The sequence below is a fragment of the Streptomyces sp. NPDC031365 genome, assembly GCF_055569765.1.
The window spans coordinates 118,528-137,839 of sequence record NZ_JBVIIM010000017.1; the positions used below are offsets into that span (position 1 = coordinate 118,528).

Below are 19,312 nucleotides of genomic sequence, written 5' to 3' on the forward strand. Positions count from 1 at the left end.
ACGCAACCCCCCCCCCCCCCCCCGCCCCCCCCTCCCCCCCCCCCCCCCCCCCCCCCCCCCCCCCCCCCCCCCCCCCCCCCCCCCCCCCCCCCCTCGGCTCTGTCCTGAGCGGGATCAGCCGGCCGGCGTGGGAACGTACGGCGTGAGTTCCGCCGCCAGTTCCTCGTGCACCCGCACCTTGAGCAGGGTGCCCTCCGGGGTGTGCTCCTCGGAGAGGACCTCACCCTCGTCATGGGCGCGGGCGACCAGCCTGCCGTGGGTGTAGGGCACGAGTGCCTCGATCTCCACGGACGGACGGGGCAGCTCGTTGTCGATGAGCGCGAGCAGCTCCTCGATGCCCTGGCCGGTGCGGGCCGAGACCGCGATGGAGTTCTTCTCCACCCGCAGCAGCCGCTGGAGCGTCAGCGGGTCGGCCGCGTCGGCCTTGTTGATCACGACGATCTCGGGTACGTCGGTGGCGCCGACGTCCCTGATCACCTCGCGCACGGCGGCCAGCTGCTCCTCGGGGACCGGGTGCGAACCGTCCACCACGTGCACGATCAGGTCGGCGTCACCGACCTCCTCCATCGTGGAGCGGAACGCCTCGACCAGGTGGTGCGGCAGATGCCGGACGAAGCCGACGGTGTCGGCGAGCGTGTACAGCCGGCCGCTCGGGGTCTCGGCCCGGCGCACGGTCGGGTCGAGGGTCGCGAACAGCGCGTTCTCGACCAGTACGCCCGCGCCCGTGAGGCGGTTGAGCAGCGAGGACTTGCCCGCGTTGGTGTAGCCCGCGATGGCCACGGACGGCACCTTGTTGCGCCTGCGCTCCTGACGCTTGATCTCACGGCCGGTCTTCATCTCCGCGATCTCACGGCGCATCTTCGCCATCTTCTCGCGGATCCGGCGCCGGTCCGTTTCGATCTTGGTCTCACCGGGACCGCGGGTGGCGAGGCCGCCGCCCTTGCCGCCGCCCATCTGACGGGACAGCGACTGACCCCAGCCGCGCAGCCGCGGCAGCATGTACTGCATCTGCGCGAGCGCGACCTGCGCCTTGCCCTCTCGGGACTTGGCGTGCTGGGCGAAGATGTCGAGGATCAGGGCCGTACGGTCGATGACCTTGACCTTGACGACGTCCTCGAGGTGGATCAGCTGGCCGGGGCTGAGTTCACCATCGCAGATGACGGTGTCCGCACCCGTGTCGAGCACGACGTCGCGCAGCTCCTCGGCCTTGCCGGAGCCGATGTAGGTCGCGGCGTCGGGCTTGTCGCGGCGCTGGATCACGCCGTCGAGGACGAGGGCGCCCGCCGTCTCCGCGAGGGCGGCGAGCTCCGCCAGGGAGTTCTCCGCGTCCTGCGCGGTCCCCGAGGTCCACACCCCGACGAGCACGACGCGCTCCAGGCGGAGCTGCCGGTACTCGACCTCGGTGACGTCCTCGAGCTCGGTGGAGAGGCCGGCGACACGGCGCAGGGCCGCACGCTCGGAGCGGTCGAACTGGTCGCCGTCCCGCTCTCCGTCGACCTCGAGGCTCCAGGCGACGTCCTCCTCCATCAGGGCATCGGCCCGAAGACCTTCGGGATGGGTGGGCGCGAAGCGCTTGGTGTCCTGGGAAGGGGAAGAAGAGGAGGTCATTGGGTCCTTACGTCGTCGAGTTGCTGTCCGGGGCGACGGAGCCGGTCCGGGGACCCTCCGTCTCTGTGCACAACGTCCGGATGGCCCGGGAGATTCCCGCGCCCCGTGTGGTGCGAACACGACGATGGTCGCACGGTACGGCCCGTCTCGTCATCGTGTTATTCCCGGCTCGTGCCCGGACGGTGCGCGGGCGGTACCGGCCGCCGGGCGGGCGTCAGGTCCCGGGCCCGCGTCCTCCATTCCGGGGGGCCGGGCATCGGCGGGGTCGTGGTGCCAGCCGGGGGTGCAGGAAGCCGGTCAGGGCGCGCCCGGCGGTCTCGGAGGCCAGCCGGACGAAGTCGGACGTCGCCGCCGTGCCGTCGCGGTGGCGGGTGACCCACGCGCGTTCCAGGCGCTCGAAGGCCGTACGGCCGATCTCCTCCCGCAGGGCGTACAGCACGAGGGCGCCGCCGTCGTAGACGTCCGGCCGGAAGATGCCGATCTTCCGGCCTGGCTCCGGGGGCTTGGGGGCGGCGGGCGGTCCCCCCGCCGCGAGCCGACCGTCGGACGCCTGGTAGGCGTCCTTCGTCCGGGCCTCCAGGGATCTGCCGCCCGTCTCGTGCGCGTACAGCGCCTCGTACCAGGTGGCGTGTCCCTCGTTGAGCCACAGGTCGGACCAGGTGCGGGGACTGACGCTGTTGCCGAACCACTGGTGGGCCAGTTCGTGCACCATGATCGACTCGACGTACCAGGCGGGGAGGGCCGGACGGGTGAACATCTCGCGCTCGAAGAGGGAGAGTGTCCGGGTCTCGAGCGCGAAGCCGGTGGACGCGTCGGAGCACGCCGTAGGTGGCGAACGGGTGGCGTCCGGCCTTCTCCTCCGCCCGGGAGATCTGGCCCGGGGTCTTCGCGAGCCCCCGCGCGTGCGGTCGGTGCCCGTGGGCAGGCCGCTGGCGACGGCGGTGCGGCCGTCGGGCGCGGTGATCCGGAAGGTGAACATCGCCTTGTCGGACGGGTGGTCGTTGCAGGGGAAGACGAGGTGGGCGGCGTCGGCCTGGTTGGCCTCGGCGAGGCCGCCCGCGGTGCGTACCCAGCCGCCCTCATGGTCCCCGGCCACGGGGTCGCTGGTGTGCCGGACGGTGACGCGCGACACCTCACCCTCGTCGAGACCGTCCTCGGGGGTGATCACCAGGTCCTCGCCGGCACCGGTGAAGGCGGCGGAGCGGCCGTCGACCTCGACCGACCGGACCGTGCCGTGGGCGAAGTCGAGGTTGATCCGGTCCAGGTCGGCGGTGACGCGGGCGTCGATCGTGGTGACGGCCTGGAGCTGCTGGTCGTTGCTGCCGGGATGGCTGAGCGCGAGGTCGTACGACAGCACGTCGTAGCCGGGGTTGCCCAGGTGGGGGAAGAGACGGTCGCCGATGCCGAGCGGGACGGCGGGGGCGCTCGCGCCGAGCAGGCAGACGCAGACACAGACGCAGACGCAGACGGCGGGGATGAACAGCGTGGCTGCCCTCCGACGGCGGGCGGCGTGGTGGTGCGGGGTGAGCGGCATGCCCCACGGCTATCAGCGCGTACGTGCGCGACGGCGACGGCGCACTTCCGGCCCACCCAATCGGGTCATCCCACCGCCCGGACGCCATGTGCTTCCGTCAGGCACCAGGGGTGTGCGGCTGGGCCCGGCCCACGTCGTACACACCGGCGACATCACGCATCGCGCGCATCAGGGAGGGAAGGCGGGCGGCGTCCGGCAGCTGCACGGTGTAGGTGTGCCGTACCTGCTGCCGGTCCGGCGGTTCGACGGTCGCGGAGATGATCTCGGCACCCTCGAGGGCCATGGCCTCGGTGAGGTCAGCGAGCAGATGTGGACGGACGAACGATTCCGCCACCAGCGTGACCCGGCACTCGGCGCCCTCCCCCCAGCGCACGCCGACCTCCGCACGCCCCGCGCTCTTCATCCGCGCCACCGCGGCGCATTCCGCGCGGTGCACGGTGACCGCTCCCCCGCGCACGGCGAAGCCGGTCACGTCGTCGGGCGGTACGGGCGTACAACAGCCGGCCAGCCGCACCGTCGCACCGGCCCGGTCGGTCAGGACCTGGGCGGCGGCGGGACGGCCGGACGTCGTCTCCGGTGCGTCCGGCGGCTTCGGCGGGGCGTGGCCGTCGGCGAGCGGCCGGGACGAGACGGCGGATTCCGCCACGGCTGTGTCGTCCTGCGCGGGGTGGGCGGTCAGCCACCGCTGGATGGCGATCCGCGCCGCCGGCGTGTGCGCGTGGTCCAGCCACTCCCTGGAGGGTTCGGAGGCCGCGTCCTGACCCATGAGCAGCTGGACGGTGTCGCCGTCCTTCAGCACGGTGCTCAGCGTCGCCAGCCGGCCGTTGACCCGGGCGCCGATGCACGCGTGTGCGTCCTCGCCGTACTGCGCATAGGCGGCGTCGACGCAGGTCGCCCCCTCGGGCAGCCCCAGGGTGCCCCCGTCGGGACGGAAGACGGTGATTTCGCGGTCCTGGGCGAGGTCCTCGCGCAGGGTCGACCAGAAGGTGTCGGGGTCGGGCGCGGCCCGCTGCCAGTCGAGGAGTCGGGAGAGCCAGCCGGGCCGGGTGGGGTCGGCGCGCTCGCCGTCGTTCGCGGCCTGCTCCTCCGGCGGGGCGGCGTAGGGGTTGCCGAGGGCGACGACTCCGGCCTCGGCGACCTTGTGCATCTGGTGGGTGCGGATGAGCACCTCGACGACCTGGCCGTCCGTGCCGGCCACGGCGGTGTGCAGTGACTGGTACAGGTTGAACTTCGGTACGGCGATGAAGTCCTTGAACTCCGAGACGACCGGCGTCAAGCACGTGTGGAGTTCTCCCAGGACGCCGTAGCAGTCGGCGTCCTCGTTCACCAGCACCAGCAGTCGGCCGAAGTCGGCCCCCCGCAGGGGCGCGCGCTTTCGGGACACCCGGTGCACGGACACGAAGTGGCGCGGGCGGATGAGGACTTCGGCCGTGATGTCCGCCTCACGGAGCACCTTGCGTACGTCGTCGGCGACGTCGGCGAGCGGGTCGTCCGCGCGGGCCGCGTTGCGCACGATCAACTCGCGCGTGTGCGCGTACTCGTCGGGGTGCATGATCGCGAAGACGAGGTCTTCCAGCTCCGTCTTGAGCGCCTGGACACCGAGGCGTTCGGCGAGCGGGATGAGTACGTCCCGGGTCACCTTGGCGATGCGTTCCTGCTTCTCGGGGCGCATCACACCGAGGGTGCGCATGTTGTGCAGCCGGTCGGCGAGTTTGATCGACATGACGCGGACGTCGCTGCCGGTCGCGACGAGCATCTTGCGGAAGGTCTCGGGTTCGGCGGCGGCGCCGTAGTCGACCTTCTCCAACTTGGTCACGCCGTCGACGAGATAGCGGACCTCCTCGCCGAACTGCTCCCGTACCTGGTCGAGCGTCACATCCGTGTCCTCCACGGTGTCGTGGAGGAGGGAGGCCGTCAACGTCGTCGTCTCGGCGCCGAGTTCGGCGAGGATGAGGGTCACGGCCAGCGGATGGGTGATGTACGGCTCGCCGCTCTTTCGCGTCTGGCCGCGGTGTGAGGACTCGGCCAGCACATAGGCGCGGCGCAGCGGTTCGAGATCGGCCTCTGGGTGGTGAGCACGGTGGGCGTCGACGACGTGTCCGATGGCGTCGGGAAGCCGGTCGCGGGCGGAGCCCCCGAGCAGCGCGGCTCGGCCGAGCCGGCGCAGGTCGAGCCGGGGGCGGGCCTTCCTGCGCGACCCTGTGGGTGTGACGTGACCAGATGTCACAGAGCCTGGGGTCGGGGGGTTCACGGCCTCCGCGTTCATGGGCACCTCCGGCTGCGTGGACCGGCGGACGGCGTGCCCCAGGGCGGACTCGGGCTCAGGGGACGGCGTTCGTCCCCCGTCCGGGCCGGTGCTTGATGCTACCGACCCCGCCCCCGCCCATCTGACCGCCTCCGGCCGAGCGTGAAACGGATCACCCCATCGAGCGAAGGTCGGTCGGCAGTCGCTTTCACGCCACCGAAGCGACCGTCACCATGATCTCGAAGCCGGAAGACCCTCGTGGTCCGGCGGATACGAACCCTGGGCGGTCCGGAGGCTGGGATACCGAGCCGGTGCCTCACTCAGCGAGGGGCGTTCTCCAGCCACTCCGCCTCGATCACGCCTTCCGCGACGATCACGGCGGGCCCGGTCATCCCGATCTCGCCGTCGGACCGTTCGGTGATCACGAGTGTGCCGCCGGGCACATCCACCGTGTACGTCGCCGGAGTGCCGGTGACGGCCGGGTCGGCGCCGTCCCTACGGACGGCGGACTGAACGGCGGTGGGGCGGACGGATCGCCCGCGCGTGCGAGGTCGTCCACGCAGGCCACGGCCTGCGGGTTGCCCATGTTCACGTTCCGCGCGGGCCGGCTGCGCCCGCCGACGCTCACGGTGACCTGACCCTCGGGGAACAGCGCCCGGCCCATGCCGACGGTGATGTCACCCTCCCTGGCGATGTGCACGGTCTTCACTGCGCCGCGCGTGTCGACCTCGATGTCTCCCGCGGACACATGTCCGGCGCGCTGGAGGTAGCGCGCGGACACACGCACTCCGTTGCCACACATCTCCGCGATCGAGCCGTCACCGTTGCGGTAGTCCATGAACCACCCGGCCTCGGCCGCCATGTCCAGGGCCTCGGGGTGGACCGCGGACCGCACCACGCGCAGCAGCCCGTCGCCGCCGATGCCCGCGCGGCGGTCGCACAGAGCGGCGACAGCGGCCGAGGGAGATCGATGGCGTTCTCGGGGTCCGGGACGATCACGAAGTCGTTCTCCGTGCCGTTCCCTTGAGGAAGGCGATCCGCGTGCTCATTCCTCGATCGATCGTAAGGGGTGACGGTGACAGCGCGTCGTTGCCGGCCGGCCACCGCACGAGGCGAGTCAGCGGAGCCGGGCGACCCGCCAGACCGCCAGGGCCACCACGGCGGCGACCATCACGGCGTAGGCGGTCACGACCCGCCAGTCGGGTCTGCGTCCGGAACCCCGGGCCGGCAGGCCCGGCCAGGTATGGCCCACCCTGCGGGCGGCCATCATGCCCCACCCCGCCGAGCAGGAGCAGATCAGCAGCCCCAGCATGGCGATGACGGCGCCGCTGTCGCCGAAGTCGAAGGCGAGCGGGAAGGCGAACATCAGGGAACCGACGGCGGCCAGCCCGACGATGGGCGCGAGCTGCCACATGCGCAGCCGGCGCTGCGGGCGCAGCTCCACCTCGACCTCGTCGCCGCCCGCGAACATCTCGTCCGGCTCGGGGCCGTCGTCGGTCACGCCGACCGTCTCTTCCGGCCCGTCTGGGCTGAGACGGTCGTCTTCCTGCTCCGGTGCACCCCGCTCGGTGGTGAGGTGTTCGGTGCCGTGTGCGGTGTCGCGAGGGCCGGCCTCCATCGCCACGCGCCCTCCCAACTAGGAATCCACTTGGTCGATCGAAGCTCGATGATGGCACGGCGTCACAGGCCCGGATGACGGCCTGGGCGTCCCGATGCCAGGACGTGATCAGGCTGTAACCGGTCGTTCGACCAACGACAACGCGAGCCGGGGAAGTTCCGCGAGGTCAGCCGCGGCCCCACTCAACCAGTACACCCGGGGATCGCGCCTGAACCATGAATCCTGACGGCGCGCGAAGCGCTTGGTGGCACGTACGGTCTCGGACCGGGCCTCCTCGAGGGTGCACTCTCCGGCGAGCGCCGCGAGCACCTGCTGGTAACCGAGGGCCCGCGACGCCGTACGCCCCTCGCGCAACCCCTGCGCCTGAAGTGCGCGCACTTCGTCCACCAGGCCCGCGTCCCACATCCGGTCGACCCGACGGGCGATGCGCTCGTCCAGTTCGGGGCGGGCCACGTCGACACCGATCTGGAGTGTGTCGTAGACCGAGTCGTGGCCCGGGAGGTTGGCCGTGAAGGGCCTGCCGGTGATCTCGATGACTTCGAGCGCGCGGACGATACGGCGGCCGTTGCTCGGCAGGATCACCCGTGCGGCTTCGGCGTCCGCCGCGGTGAGCCGCGCGTGCAGCGCGCCCGGCCCGCGCAGTGTGAGCTCCTCCTCCAGACGGGCCCTGACCTCCGGGTCGGTGCCCGGGAACTCCAGGTTGTCGACGGCCCCGCGGACATAGAGGCCGGAACCGCCGACCAGTACCGGCCAGCGCCCGTCGGCGAGCAGTGCGTCGATCCGCTCCCGGGCCAGCCGCTGGTACTCGGCGACGGATGCGGTGACGGTGACGTCCCAGATGTCCAGGAGATGGTGCGGGACACCGCCGCGTTCCTCGGGCGTCAGCTTGGCGGTGCCGATGTCCATCCCCCGGTAGAGCTGCATCGAGTCGGCGTTGACGACTTCACCGCCGAGCCGATGGGCCAGGAAAACGCCCAGATCGGACTTTCCGGCCGCAGTGGGGCCGACGACGGCGATGACGCGGGGGGCGAGGGGTGCGCTGCTCACTGATCCAGTCTCGCAAACCTCGCCCCGCGCTCTCGAATGGGTTACGTGACGCAGTGCCGGGCGGGTCGTTGCCCGTTGCGAGATTCCTGCCGTCGGATCGCGGCGGCGATGGCCCGGTCACACGAACGGACACACCGGGCGACGCGGAATGTCGCCCGCACGAGTAATGTATGGAGTGGATATGGGCGTTTTTGCACGGCTTTTTCGCAGGTCGAAGACCACGGAGGAGACGGGGGCCGCCGAGGCTCAGACCGACGGGGCGGCGGCCCGACCCGGTACGGCGAACCGGACCGGTACGCAGGACGCGGCCCGGGCCGCGGAGCAGAAGGGCTCCGCCGGGGCGCCGGAGACCGCCGAGGCGGCGGTGCAGGAGACCGACCGGGCCACCGGCGCCGGGGGTGTCGACATCCCGAAGCAGCAGTCCTCCGAGGCCGCCGGCAGCGAAGCCGACGAGGGCGCCCGCACATAAGGTCGCCGCAAGGGAAGGTACATCATGGGTCTGCTGGACAATCTGAAGGCCAAACTCGGCCCGGCCAAGGACAAGGTCTCCGGCCTCGCGCAGCAGCACGAGGACAAGATCCAGCACGGTCTGGACAAGGCCGCCCAGACCGTCGACAAGCGGACCAAGGGCAAGTACAGCGACCGGATCCAATCAAGTACCGGCAAGGCCAAGGGTGCCGTGGACCGCTTCACGCACAAGGACGAACCCGGCCCGGGGGCGGGCGGCACCACCACGCCACCGGCCGGGCCTCCGCCCGCTTCCTGAGCGGCACACACCGGCGGTCGGCCGGGAGCACACCGAGCGTTCCCGGCCGACCGGCGCTGCCCGGCGTCGAGCGGACGGCGTCATGCTTCCGACGGACGGCGGCCGGTCCGGTTGCGGACGGCGGCCGGTCCGGTTGCGGACGGCGGCCGGTCCCCTAGGACCAAGTGGCCACGAGATAGCCCACCCCGTACGGGGCGTCCTCGTAGAGCAGCGCGCCCTCCAGCCCTGTGTTGCCCGCCGCCGCGCCGGCGAGCACCTGCCAGGGCGCCCGGCCGGACACCTTCAGCTCGCGTGCCAGTCCGGCGTCCAGCGCACGCAGGGCTCGTGTGTCGGCGCCTCCCAGGGCGCGCGCGAGCTCCGCGTCGAAGGGGGCCGCGCGCTCGTCGAGGTAGCCCGGCGCCTTCAGTGTGCGGCAGGCGCTGCCGTCCCCCATCACCAGCATCGCCACCCGCTCGGCACGGCCGGCGATGCTCTCTCCCTCTTCGATACACCGCTCGGCCTCGAGAGGTTCCCCCACGCCCCGCCCCTCGACGGGAGCGTCCGCCCACCCGGTCCGGCCCAGCAACCAGGCGCCGACAGCGAGCCCGTAGGGAAGCTCCGGCCCGGCCGTTCCCTCACCCTGCCCGAGTCGTACGTCCAGGTCGACGCCGAAGCCCCGGAAGGATCCCGCGGTGCCCTGTGCGTAGCTCTCCGGCCCGGTACGGTCCACCGGACCAACCACCACCAGCAGGTCGGGCCGGGCGGCGGCGAGCACCCCCAGAGCGTCCGTGCAGGCGTCACGCGCGGTGTCCAGCTCGGGGGCGGCACCCGCGGCGACGTCCGGCACGAGCAGCGGCGGGCAGGGGCAGACTGCGGCGGCGACAAGCATGATCAGCAGCGTACTGCGACCCGGAACGGCGCTAACCGCCGCACGGGACGCCCGTAGGCCGGACGCGCCCCGCGAGGCCGTACGACAAGTGTCAGTCGATGGCGCAGCCCTCGGTGGCCACCGGCAGCGGCTCGGGAACGCCCACCGTGGGCAGGCCGAGCAGTACCCCCGCGGGCTGCGCCGCCTTCTCGGTGGTCCGCTTCTCCCAGGCGTCACCCGCGCGGGTGCGGCGCACGTCCAGCACGGCGCCCTCGGCGAGGAGGTGGTGCGGTGCGGCGTAGGTGATCTCGACGGTCACCACGTCGCCGGGGCGCACGTCCCGATCCGGCTTGGTGAAGTGCACCAGGCGGCTGTCGGGGGCGCGGCCGGAGAGACGGTGGGTGGTGCCGTCCTTGCGGCCCTCGCCCTCGGCGACCATCAGCTCCAGCGTGCGGCCGACCTGCTTCTTGTTCTCCTCCCAGGAAATCTGCTCCTGGAGGGCGACGAGCCGCTCGTAGCGCTCCTGCACGACCTTCTTGGGGATCTGCCCGTCCATCTCGGCGGCCGGGGTGCCGGGACGCTTGGAGTACTGGAAGGTGAACGCCTGCGCGAAGCGGGCCTCGCGGACCACGTGCAGGGTCTGCTCGAAGTCCTCCTCACTCTCGCCGGGGAAACCCACGATGATGTCGGTGCTGATCGCCGCGTGCGGAATCGAGGCCCGGACCTTGTCGATGATTCCGAGGAAGCGCTCCTGCCGGTAGGAGCGGCGCATCGCCTTCAGGACCGGGTCGGAGCCGGACTGGAGCGGCATGTGGAGCTGCGGCATCACGTTGGGCGTCTCGGCCATGGCGGCGATGACGTCGTCGGTGAAGTCGCGCGGGTGCGGGGAGGTGAAGCGGACGCGTTCCAGGCCGTCGATCTTCCCGCAGGCCCGCAGCAGCTTACTGAACGCCTCGCGGTCGCCGATGTCGGAGCCGTAGGCGTTGACGTTCTGTCCGAGCAGGGTGATCTCGGAGACCCCCTCACCGACCAGGGCCTCGATCTCGGCGAGGATGTCGCCGGGGCGACGGTCCTTCTCCTTGCCGCGCAGCGCGGGGACGATGCAGAAGGTGCAGGTGTTGTTGCAGCCGACGGAGATGGACACCCAGGCGGCGTAGGCGCTCTCGCGCCGGGTCGGCAGCGTCGAGGGGAACGCCTCGAGCGACTCGGCGATCTCGATCTGGGCCTCCTCCTGGACGCGGGCGCGCTCCAGCAGGACGGGCAGCTTGCCGATGTTGTGCGTGCCGAAGACGACGTCCACCCAGGGGGCCCGCTTCACGATGGTGTCGCGGTCCTTCTGTGCCAGGCAGCCGCCGACCGCGATCTGCATCCCTGGCCGGCTCGCCTTCTTCGGGGCGAGGTGGCCGAGGTTGCCGTACAGCTTGTTGTCGGCGTTCTCGCGCACGGCGCAGGTGTTGAAGACGACGACGTCGGCGTCGCCGTCGGAGCCCTCGGGGGCGCGGACGTAGCCCGCGTCCTCCAGCAGCCCGGACAATCGCTCGGAGTCGTGGACGTTCATCTGGCACCCGTAGGTGCGTACTTCATAGGTGCGCGTGCCGCCCACTGACTGGCTCCGGTCGATGCTGCTCATGCCCATAAGGGTAGGCGGTGCCACGGGCAGCCTTCCCGCGCGGCGGCCCGTCAGCCCCGCAGGGCCAGGTGGTACGCGGTGGCCCAGAGCACCAGCGCGCACCCCGGGCCCGCCACGATGCGCAGGCTCTCGCCGGACAGACCGGCCGCGGTCAGCACCAGCCCGACGGCCGCCACGGCGGACAGCAGCGCCCCCGTCCACCAGTACTGCCGCTGGTCGTACAGACGGGCGAGCGGGAAGAAGTGCAGTCCCACGACGAGCGCGACGGCGGCGGGGAGGAACCGGTGATGGCCGGAGCCGATGGTCGCGGCGAACACGGCGATCACGGCGAGCACCTCGGCCCCGTTGACGATGCCCACGCCACGCGCCCAGTTGGCCGGCAGACTCACCGTCCGGGGGCGAGGGGGCGGCGCTCTCACGTGCCCCAGGTAGACCGTCAGCGCTGTGACGAGGACGGCCGCCACCTCCACGGTCAGGGGTACGACGTCCGTCGCCGAACCCGTTCCGGTGTCCCCCGTGAACGCCCAGAGCATGGCGAACACGGCGAGTACGAGGGTTCCCCTGCGCCGCAGCCGCAGGGCGGGTGGGCACGAGGCACTCGGCATCTGCGGCGGACGGGACAGGCCGTGCCGGCGTCATGGGGTGGAGAGTACTGCGATCATTCCGTCGCCGGTGCCGGCGATACGACGTGCGGCACACGCGCTCGGCGGGCGGCTCGTTCAGGCCTCCCCGCGCGGCGACCAGCCCTGCCGGCGCAGTACCGCGGAGACGTCCGGGGCCTCGTAGTGGTCGCCCTTGAGGACCTTGCCGTCGGGGCGGCGGCTGACCTCGCCGTCGGGGCCGAGCTTGGACATGTTGGAGCGGTGGATCTCCGCGATCACGGCATCGAGGTCGATCCCGTGGACCAGCGCCGTGCCGTACGCGATGTAGACGACGTCGGCCAGTTCGTGCGCGAGCCGGTCGAGCGGGCCCGTGACCGACACCTCGGCGACCTCCTCGGCCTCCTCCGCGAGCAGTTCCCCGCGGTGGGCGGCGAGTTCCGGCGAGACCTCGGACGGTGTGTCGCGGGCGTCGAGCCCGAAGGCTCGGTGGAAGTCGCGGACCAGGTCTGCGGGCGAAGCACTCATGCCGCGACTGTAGCGGCCGCCCCTGACACCCTCCTGTGAGCTCCGCCCTGGTCAGCGGGCACCCGGGCTGGCAGGATCACGCGCATGTCCCACGCGCTGTCCCGGATAGGCAGGCGGCGGGCCCTGCGGGGCACGGCCGCCGCCTTCGTGGCGCTCGGCCTGCTGCTGTGGTGGCTGGCACCCTGGCACGAGGAGCCGCCCGGCGGAACGATCACACTGAGCACGGGCACCCGCGCGGGCGTCTACCAGAAGTACGGTGAGCTGCTGCGCACGTCGCTCGGCACGCACATGCCCGACCTCGAGGTCCGGCTGGAGACGAGTGACGGCTCGCAGGAGAACGTGCGCCGCGTGGCGACCGGGCAGGCCGACTTCGCGATCGCCGCCGCCGACGCCGTGGAGACGTACAAACTGGACGACCGGCCGGGCGCCGGTCGGCTGCGTGGCGTCGCTCGTCTGTACGACGACTACGTGCAGCTCGCCGTCGCCTCCGACTCGGGTATCCGCAGCGTCGGGGATCTGCGGGGCAAGCGGGTCGCCATAGGACCGCCCAAGTCGGGAGTCCGGCTCATCGCCAACCGGGTGCTCAGGGCGGCCGGCATCGACCCGGAGACGGACATCAGGCCCTCCTCCGACGGCATCGACGCCGGGCCGGAGCGGCTGGGCCACGGTCTGGACGCCTTCTTCTGGTCGGGTGGGCTGCCCACGGACGGTCTGAGGACGTTCACCGAGCAGGGCGCGCTGCGGTTCGTGCCGATCGAGGCCGACCTGGTCGCGAAGCTGCACAAGAAGGGCGGCGCCACGCGCTACTACCGCGCCACCAACATGCCCGAGTCGGCGTATCCGGGCAGCCAGCTGGGCTCGGCCGTCCCGACGATGGCCGTGTCCAACCTCCTGGTCACCCGGTCGGACGTGGACCCCCGGCTCACCGAGTGGCTGACCCGCATCGTGCTCAGGAGCAGGGACAACATCGGGGCGCACGTCCACTCCGCCCAGCTGGTCGACGTACGCACCGCGATCTACACCGATCCGCTGCGACTGCACGACGGCGCCCGCCGTTACTACCGGTCCGTCAAGCCCTGAGCCGTCGGCTCGCCCGAGGGAGCGTTCCTCGGCACCGTCACGGTCACCCGCAGTCCGTGCGGCTCGTGGGGTTCGTACGCGATGGAGCCGCCGCCCGCCGCGAGCAGGGCCCGGGAGATGGACAGGCCGAGACCCGACCCCTTGACGTTCTGGTGCCGGCCGCTGCGCCAGAAGCGGTCGCCGACACGGGTCAGCTCCTCGTCGGTCAGTCCCGGGCCGTTGTCGGTGACGACCACGGTGGAGGTGCCGCCGTTGGAGGAGACGGTCACCTCGACGGTCTCGCCCTCGGGCGTGAACTTCACCGCGTTGTCGATGACCGCGTCCAGCGCGCTGGACAGCGCGACGGGGTCGGCCCAGGCGGTGGTCGGCGGGCAGGTGCCGGTCAGACGGACGCCTTTGGCATCGGCGGTGGGCGACCAGGCCGCGACGCGCTCGGCGGTCAGGGCGCCGATATCGGTGATCTGGAGGTCGGCCTCGCTGTGCTCGGCGAGCGCCAGGTCGAGCAGATCGTCCAGGACCTGTGCCAGGCGCTTGCCCTCGGCCTGGACGGAGGCGATCTCCGCGTTGCCCTCGGGCAGTTCCAGGGCGAGGAGTTCGATGCGCAGCAGCAGCGCCGAGAGGGGGTTGCGCAGTTGGTGGGAGGCATCGGCGACGAAGGCACGCTGCTGCTCCAGCACGCTCTCGACGTTGTCCGCCATCTCGTTGAACGACCGGGCGAGCCGTCTGAGCTCCGGCGGTCCGCCGGCCGCCGCGACCCTGGACTTCAGGCGCCCCGTGGCGATGTCGTGGGTGGTGGCGTCCAAAATTCGTACGGGCCTGAGCACCCAGCCGGTCAGCCGCAGGGCCGCGCCGACGGCCAGCAGCATCGCGGCCGCCTCTCCCGCGGCGATGACCAGCCAGCCCTGCAGGATGCGGGAGCGCATCTGTCCGGTGGGCGAGTCGGTGACCACCACCGCGACGACGTCGCCGTCCCGGATGACCGGCGAGGCCACCACGAGACTGCGCCGCTGCCAGGGCCACACCTGTTCGGGGTCGTGGCTGCGGCGGCTGAGCAGCGCCTCCTCGAAGGCGTCACGCACCTCGCCCGTGCGGGGCAGGAACCAGTCGGCCGGGGCGTGCGCCATGGGCGAGTCGTTGCGGTAGAAGACGCCCGCGCGGATGCCGTAGACCCTGTGGTAGCTGCGGAGCTCGCTGCTGAGCGTCTCCCGGCGCTCGTTGATGTCCCCGGCGGCCGGGTCGGCGGGCTCGGTGACGAACTGGGCGAGGGCGGCGAAACGCGCCGTGTCGTCGATCCGGTCCACGACGACCTTCTGCTGGTGAGCGCCGGCCAGGCTGACGGCCAGCGGAACGCCGAGGGCGAGCAGCACGGCCGCCATCAGGACGATCAGCAGCGGAAGCAGACGCGTGTGCACCCGGCCCCGCTAGGCCGCGGGGGCGACGAGCCGGTAGCCGACGCCGCGTACGGTCTCGATGAGGGCGGGCATGCGCAGTTTGGCGCGCAGGGAGGCGACATGCACCTCGAGGGTGCGCCCGGTCCCTTCCCAGCTGGTGCGCCACACCTCGCTGATGATCTGTTCCCGGCGGAAGACGACCCCCGGCCGCTGGGCGAGCAGGGCGAGCAGATCGAACTCCTTGCGGGTCAGCTGGACCACCGAGCCGTTCACGCTGACCTGACGGGTCGGCAGCTCGATACGGACCGGGCCGAGGCGCAGCTCGGTCTCCGTGCTGCCCGTGGCCTCCTCGTGGACGCTGCGCCGGCTGACGGCGTGGATCCGCGCGAGCAGCTCGCCCGTGTCGTACGGCTTGACCACGTAGTCGTCGGCCCCGAGGTTGAGGCCGTGGATGCGGGATCTGACGTCGGACCGCGCGGTGACCATGATCACCGGCGTGCCGGTGCGTTTACGGATCTTGCCGCAGACCTCGTAGCCGTCCTGGTCGGGCAGACCCAGGTCGAGCAGGACCACGCCGAAGCCGTTGCCCTCGGGGACGAGCGCCTGGAGGGCCTCCTCACCGCTGCGCGCATGGGTGACGTCGAAACCGTGCCGCGCCAGCACCGCTGACAGGGCGGCGGCCACGTGGTTGTCGTCCTCGACAAGAAGCAGTCTCACCAGGGCCCCCTTCGGTTCATCGGCCGTACGATCTCTCTGTGTACAAGAACGCGTGCCCGCGCGCGTGCACTGTGCAGTCACGCCGATGGATGAGGACGGCGTCAAGAGGGTTCCGGTTGCGCTTTCGTACCGTTACCCGGCCGACATGAGCCCTGCTCACAAGTGCTACGACAGGTGTCCGATTGCTATCGGATCGTGATGCTCAGATTCCCCTCAGATGTAATGACGCAGGTCTGGAGGATTACTACTGTCCTCCGAAACCGAGGAGGACGGAGCCTGAGAGCGATGACCGAAGTATCGGTGGCCAAGGAAGATGTGGCCGCGACCGGCGATCTGGTCGTCCTGAAGAGCGTCAACAAGCACTTCGGCGCGTTGCACGTACTCCAGGACATCGACCTGGCGATCGCCCGTGGCGAAGTCGTCATCGTCATCGGACCCTCCGGGTCCGGCAAGTCCACCCTGTGCCGCACCATCAACCGACTGGAGACGATCGACTCCGGCTCGATCACCATCGACGGCAAATCCCTGCCCGACGAGGGCAAGGAGCTCGCCCGGCTGCGCGCTGACGTGGGCATGGTCTTCCAGTCCTTCAACCTCTTCGCGCACAAGACCGTGCTCGAGAACGTGACGCTGGGCCAGGTCAAGGTCCGCAAGAAGGACAAGAAGGCGGCCGAGGAGCGGGCCCGTGCCCTGCTCGACCGGGTCGGCGTGGGCGCGCAGGCCGAGAAGTATCCGGCGCAGCTCTCCGGTGGCCAGCAGCAGCGTGTGGCCATCGCGCGGGCCCTGGCGATGGAACCCAAGGTCATGCTCTTCGACGAGCCGACGTCGGCTCTCGACCCCGAGATGATCAACGAGGTGCTGGAAGTCATGCAGCAGCTCGCCCGCGACGGCATGACCATGATCGTCGTCACCCACGAGATGGGATTCGCCCGTTCGGCTGCAAATCGCGTGGTGTTCATGGCCGACGGTCGCATCGTCGAACAGGCTTCGCCGGATCAGTTCTTCAGCAACCCGCGCAGCGACCGCGCCAAGGACTTCCTGTCGAAGATCCTTCACCACTGACGGCGCGCCTCGCGCCCTGACGACGTGCGTCACCGGACCGCACCGGGCCGCATCACTTCACCAGTCAAAAGGATGTGCACCATGAAGCTCCGCAAGGTCACCGCCGCCTCGGCCGCCGTGTTCGCCCTCGCCCTGACCGCCACCGCCTGTGGGGGCGACGACGGCAATGACAGCGGTTCGTCCTCCTCGGGCGGTGGCGAGAAGATCAAGATCGGCATCAAGTACGACCAGCCGGGTCTCGGGCTGAAGGAGCCCGGTGGCGCCTTCTCCGGCTTCGACGTGGACGTGGCGACCTATGTCGCCAAGGAGCTCGGCTACGAGCCGAACCAGATCGAGTGGGTCGAGACGAAGAGCGCCGACCGCGAGAACGCCCTCTCGCGCGGGGACGTGAAGCTCATCGCGGCGACGTACTCGATCACCGACGAGCGCAAGCAGAAGGTCGACTTCGCCGGCCCGTACCTGCTGGCCCACCAGGACCTCCTCGTCAAGTCCGACTCGGACATCAGCGAGGCCACGGACCTGAACGACAAGAAGCTCTGCTCGGTGACCGGCTCGACCTCGGCGCAGAACGTGAAGAAGGACTTCGCGCCGAAGGCCCAGCTGAGTGAGCGCGGTGGCTACTCGGAGTGCCTGTCCGCCCTGCAGAACGGGCAGGTGGACGCGCTGACCACCGACGACTCGATCCTCGCCGGCTACGCCGCGCAGGACCAGTACAAGGGCAAGTTCAAGCTCGCCGGCCTGAAGCTGAGCAACGAGAACTACGGCGTCGGCGTCAAGAAGGGCGACACCGAGACCGTGAACAAGGTCAACGACGCGCTGGAGAAGATGGTCAGCGACGGTTCGTGGCAGAAGGCCGTCGAGAAGAACTTCGGCCCGGCCAACTACAAGAACGAGCCGGCCCCGAAGATCGGACAGATCGTCCAGTAACGCGGGACTCCGCCGACGCAGGATCCCCGCGGCCGACGCGGGGATCCGCAGACGTGCCGCCGCCCCTCACCTCTCCGGCGGCGGCGCGCCACGTCCGCCACGTACGTCACACACCCGGAAGCGCGGGAGATCGTGTTCGACTTTCTTTCAAACTATGACGACCCGTCCCTGCTGGGCGCTTTCTGGGTCACGGTGCAGCTCACCGTCTTCTCGGCCATCGGATCCCTGATCTGGGGCACCCTGCTGGCGGCCATGCGGGTCAGCCCCGTGCCGCTGATGCGCGGTTTCGGCACCGCCTACGTGAACATCGTCCGGAACATTCCCCTGACCGTCATCATCGTCTTCACGTCGCTCGGCCTCGCCGACATCTTCGGCATGACGATGGGCGCGCGGGACGACTTCGACACCATGTACTTCCGACTGGCCGTGCTCGGCCTCGTCGCCTACACCGCCGCCTTCGTGTGCGAGGCGATCCGCTCCGGCATCAACACGGTCCCCATCGGGCAGGCCGAGGCGGCGCGGGCCCTCGGGCTGAGTTTCAGCCAGGTGCTGAGGCTCGTCGTCCTGCCGCAGGCGTTCCGCTCGGTGATCGGGCCCCTGGCCAACGTGCTGATCGCACTGACGAAGAACACGACCGTGGCGGCCACCATCGGAGTGGCGGAGGCCGCGCTCCTGATGAAGGAAATGATCGAGAACGAGGCACAGACGCTGCTCATCGGCGCGGTCTTCGCCTTCGGGTTCGTGGTACTGACCCTGCCCACCGGCCTGTTCCTCAACTGGCTGAGCAAGCGCCTGGCGGTGAAGCGATGACATCTCTTCTCTACGACGCTCCCGGCCCGAAGGCCAAGCGCCGCAATGTGATCTTCTCGGTCGTCTTCGTCGTCCTGCTCGCCCTGCTGCTGTGGTGGGTCTGGCAGGTGCTGGACGACAAGGGCCAGCTGGAGTGGTCCCTGTGGAAGCCCTTCACCACCTCCGACGCGTGGACGACCTACCTGCTGCCCGGCCTCGCCGACACCCTCAAGGCGGCGGCGCTTTCCATGGTCATCGCCCTCCCGCTGGGTGCGGTTCTCGGCATCGCACGCATGTCCGATCACCGATGGGTGCGCGGCCCGGCCGGTGCGGTGGTCGAGTTCTTCCGCGCCATCCCGGTGCTGCTGCTGATGCTGTTCGCCAACGAGTTCTTCGCCCGGTCCACGGGCGTCAGCAGCGAGGACCGGCCGTTGTACGCGGTCGTCACCGGTCTGGTGCTCTACAACGCATCGGTCCTCGCCGAGGTGGTGCGGGCCGGCATTCTCGCCCTGCCCAAGGGCCAGAGCGAGGCGGCCCAGGCGATCGGTCTGCGCAAGAGCCAGACGATGGGCAGCATCCTGCTGCCCCAGGCGGTCACGGTGATGCTGCCGGCGATCGTCAGCCAGCTGGTCGTCATCGTGAAGGACACCGCGCTGGGTGGCGTGATGCTCGGCTTCACCGAGCTGCTCAACTCGCGCGGCACGCTGGCGGCCAACTACGCCAACGTCATCCCCAGCTTCATCGTGGTGGCGCTCATCTTCATCGTCCTCAACTTCATCCTGACCTCGTTCGCCTCCTGGCTCGAGGGATGGCTGCGCCGCAGCAAGCGGAGCACCGGCGCGGTGCTCGGCGCGGACCAGGTCGACGATCTGAACGCGGCCGAGGTGGGGGGTACCCGCGGAACCGGTGCGGACCAGTGACGCA

Annotated in this window: 17 protein-coding genes and 2 pseudogenes; 7 read left to right on the forward strand and 12 right to left on the reverse strand. The window is 70.6% G+C overall.

The genetic code is table 11. The annotated features are described in order from the left end of the window. Window positions 1-114: 114 nt before the first annotated feature. The 6 genes and pseudogenes from hflX to miaA form a co-directional block, all read right to left on the reverse strand. Window positions 115-1,608 carry a GTPase HflX gene (hflX, locus tag ACZ5C2_RS24105; protein WP_468794471.1) on the reverse strand — a complete coding sequence of 498 codons (1,494 nt, stop codon included), beginning with the start codon at window positions 1,606-1,608 and terminating at the stop codon, window positions 115-117. A 158-nt stretch (window positions 1,609-1,766) separates the two neighbouring features. Continuing rightward, window positions 1,767-3,142 (reverse strand): annotated as a pseudogene (locus ACZ5C2_RS24110) (M1 family aminopeptidase). A 97-nt stretch (window positions 3,143-3,239) separates the two neighbouring features. Beyond that, window positions 3,240-5,408 (reverse strand): RelA/SpoT family protein, encoded by a 2,169-nt coding sequence (locus ACZ5C2_RS24115; protein WP_468794473.1) that lies wholly within the window; start codon window positions 5,406-5,408, stop codon window positions 3,240-3,242. 299 nt (window positions 5,409-5,707) lie between these two features. Beyond that, window positions 5,708-6,436: pseudogene (locus ACZ5C2_RS24120) on the reverse strand (diaminopimelate epimerase). A gap of 68 nt (window positions 6,437-6,504) precedes the next feature. After that, window positions 6,505-7,005 (reverse strand): hypothetical protein, encoded by a 501-nt coding sequence (locus ACZ5C2_RS24125; protein ID WP_468794601.1) that lies wholly within the window; start codon window positions 7,003-7,005, stop codon window positions 6,505-6,507. Between the two features lie 108 nt (window positions 7,006-7,113). After that, window positions 7,114-8,052 carry a tRNA (adenosine(37)-N6)-dimethylallyltransferase MiaA gene (gene miaA / locus ACZ5C2_RS24130; RefSeq protein WP_468794476.1) on the reverse strand — a complete coding sequence of 313 codons (939 nt, stop codon included), beginning with the start codon at window positions 8,050-8,052 and terminating at the stop codon, window positions 7,114-7,116. Between the two features lie 181 nt (window positions 8,053-8,233). On the opposite strand from miaA, the gene ACZ5C2_RS24135 reads away from it, so the two are divergent. Both ACZ5C2_RS24135 and ACZ5C2_RS24140 read left to right on the forward strand, forming a co-directional pair. Next, complete coding sequence (locus ACZ5C2_RS24135) at window positions 8,234-8,521, forward strand: hypothetical protein (RefSeq protein ID WP_468794479.1); 288 nt, start codon at window positions 8,234-8,236, stop codon at window positions 8,519-8,521. Between the two features lie 24 nt (window positions 8,522-8,545). Next, window positions 8,546-8,818: an antitoxin gene (locus ACZ5C2_RS24140; protein WP_468794482.1), complete on the forward strand. Its 273-nt coding sequence runs from the start codon at window positions 8,546-8,548 to the stop codon at window positions 8,816-8,818. Window positions 8,819-8,972: 154 nt separating this feature from the next. Here the strand turns inward: ACZ5C2_RS24140 and ACZ5C2_RS24145 are convergent, their stop codons facing one another. From ACZ5C2_RS24145 to ACZ5C2_RS24160, 4 genes are all read right to left on the reverse strand, one after another. Beyond that, complete coding sequence (locus ACZ5C2_RS24145) at window positions 8,973-9,686, reverse strand: class III extradiol dioxygenase subunit B-like domain-containing protein (protein WP_468794485.1); 714 nt, start codon at window positions 9,684-9,686, stop codon at window positions 8,973-8,975. Between the two features lie 91 nt (window positions 9,687-9,777). Next, window positions 9,778-11,295, reverse strand: a complete 1,518-nt coding sequence (gene miaB / locus ACZ5C2_RS24150; protein WP_468794488.1) for a tRNA (N6-isopentenyl adenosine(37)-C2)-methylthiotransferase MiaB — start codon at window positions 11,293-11,295, stop codon at window positions 9,778-9,780. Window positions 11,296-11,345: 50 nt separating this feature from the next. Next, on the reverse strand, window positions 11,346-11,900 hold the full coding sequence (locus tag ACZ5C2_RS24155; protein ID WP_468794491.1) for a DUF7010 family protein: 555 nt from the start codon (window positions 11,898-11,900) through the stop codon (window positions 11,346-11,348). 114 nt (window positions 11,901-12,014) lie between these two features. Further along, window positions 12,015-12,422 carry a pyrophosphohydrolase domain-containing protein gene (locus tag ACZ5C2_RS24160; protein WP_468794494.1) on the reverse strand — a complete coding sequence of 136 codons (408 nt, stop codon included), beginning with the start codon at window positions 12,420-12,422 and terminating at the stop codon, window positions 12,015-12,017. 84 nt (window positions 12,423-12,506) lie between these two features. Here ACZ5C2_RS24160 and ACZ5C2_RS24165 point away from each other — a divergent pair, with 84 nt between their 5' ends. Beyond that, a complete protein-coding gene (locus ACZ5C2_RS24165; protein WP_468794497.1) occupies window positions 12,507-13,502 on the forward strand; it encodes a TAXI family TRAP transporter solute-binding subunit in 996 nt (331 codons plus the stop codon). On the opposite strand, the gene ACZ5C2_RS24170 is transcribed toward ACZ5C2_RS24165, so the two are convergent. Both ACZ5C2_RS24170 and ACZ5C2_RS24175 read right to left on the reverse strand, forming a co-directional pair. Next, entirely contained in the window at window positions 13,481-14,914 is a 1,434-nt protein-coding gene (locus ACZ5C2_RS24170; RefSeq protein ID WP_468794500.1) for a sensor histidine kinase, read from the reverse strand. The two genes, ACZ5C2_RS24165 and ACZ5C2_RS24170, sit on opposite strands and share 22 nt — an antisense overlap. Window positions 14,915-14,923: 9 nt before the next feature. Continuing rightward, window positions 14,924-15,610: a response regulator transcription factor gene (locus tag ACZ5C2_RS24175; RefSeq protein ID WP_468794503.1), complete on the reverse strand. Its 687-nt coding sequence runs from the start codon at window positions 15,608-15,610 to the stop codon at window positions 14,924-14,926. A 285-nt stretch (window positions 15,611-15,895) separates the two neighbouring features. On the opposite strand from ACZ5C2_RS24175, the gene ACZ5C2_RS24180 reads away from it, so the two are divergent. The 4 genes from ACZ5C2_RS24180 (at window position 15,896) to ACZ5C2_RS24195 (ending at window position 19,308) form a co-directional block, all read left to right on the forward strand. Beyond that, the gene (locus ACZ5C2_RS24180; RefSeq protein WP_468794506.1) at window positions 15,896-16,672 is read left to right on the forward strand and encodes an amino acid ABC transporter ATP-binding protein; all 777 of its coding nucleotides are present in this window, start codon (window positions 15,896-15,898) and stop codon (window positions 16,670-16,672) included. A gap of 81 nt (window positions 16,673-16,753) precedes the next feature. After that, window positions 16,754-17,599, forward strand: a complete 846-nt coding sequence (locus ACZ5C2_RS24185) for a glutamate ABC transporter substrate-binding protein (RefSeq protein ID WP_468794509.1) — start codon at window positions 16,754-16,756, stop codon at window positions 17,597-17,599. A gap of 132 nt (window positions 17,600-17,731) precedes the next feature. After that, window positions 17,732-18,409 carry an amino acid ABC transporter permease gene (locus tag ACZ5C2_RS24190; protein WP_468794512.1) on the forward strand — a complete coding sequence of 226 codons (678 nt, stop codon included), beginning with the start codon at window positions 17,732-17,734 and terminating at the stop codon, window positions 18,407-18,409. Continuing rightward, on the forward strand, window positions 18,406-19,308 hold the full coding sequence (locus ACZ5C2_RS24195) for an amino acid ABC transporter permease (RefSeq protein WP_468794515.1): 903 nt from the start codon (window positions 18,406-18,408) through the stop codon (window positions 19,306-19,308). Before ACZ5C2_RS24190 ends, ACZ5C2_RS24195 begins: the two co-directional genes overlap by 4 nt. The last annotated feature ends 4 nt before the right edge of the window (window positions 19,309-19,312 follow it).

Excerpts from the sequence above, each read along its gene's own strand:
- ACZ5C2_RS24145 (WP_468794485.1), bottom strand. The coding sequence starts at position 9,686 with ATGCTTGTCGCCGCCGCAGTCTGCCCCTGCCCGCCGCTGCTCGTGCCG.
- ACZ5C2_RS24155 (WP_468794491.1), bottom strand. The coding sequence starts at position 11,900 with ATGCCGAGTGCCTCGTGCCCACCCGCCCTGCGGCTGCGGCGCAGGGGA.
- ACZ5C2_RS24180 (WP_468794506.1), top strand. The coding sequence starts at position 15,896 with ATGACCGAAGTATCGGTGGCCAAGGAAGATGTGGCCGCGACCGGCGAT.
- ACZ5C2_RS24135 (WP_468794479.1), top strand. The coding sequence starts at position 8,234 with ATGGGCGTTTTTGCACGGCTTTTTCGCAGGTCGAAGACCACGGAGGAG.
- ACZ5C2_RS24185 (WP_468794509.1), top strand. The coding sequence starts at position 16,754 with ATGAAGCTCCGCAAGGTCACCGCCGCCTCGGCCGCCGTGTTCGCCCTC.
- ACZ5C2_RS24140 (WP_468794482.1), top strand. The coding sequence starts at position 8,546 with ATGGGTCTGCTGGACAATCTGAAGGCCAAACTCGGCCCGGCCAAGGAC.
- ACZ5C2_RS24125 (WP_468794601.1), bottom strand. The coding sequence starts at position 7,005 with ATGGAGGCCGGCCCTCGCGACACCGCACACGGCACCGAACACCTCACC.
- miaB (WP_468794488.1), bottom strand. The coding sequence starts at position 11,295 with ATGAGCAGCATCGACCGGAGCCAGTCAGTGGGCGGCACGCGCACCTAT.
- ACZ5C2_RS24115 (WP_468794473.1), bottom strand. The coding sequence starts at position 5,408 with ATGAACGCGGAGGCCGTGAACCCCCCGACCCCAGGCTCTGTGACATCT.
- ACZ5C2_RS24195 (WP_468794515.1), top strand. The coding sequence starts at position 18,406 with ATGACATCTCTTCTCTACGACGCTCCCGGCCCGAAGGCCAAGCGCCGC.
- ACZ5C2_RS24165 (WP_468794497.1), top strand. The coding sequence starts at position 12,507 with ATGTCCCACGCGCTGTCCCGGATAGGCAGGCGGCGGGCCCTGCGGGGC.
- ACZ5C2_RS24160 (WP_468794494.1), bottom strand. The coding sequence starts at position 12,422 with ATGAGTGCTTCGCCCGCAGACCTGGTCCGCGACTTCCACCGAGCCTTC.
- hflX (WP_468794471.1), bottom strand. The coding sequence starts at position 1,608 with ATGACCTCCTCTTCTTCCCCTTCCCAGGACACCAAGCGCTTCGCGCCC.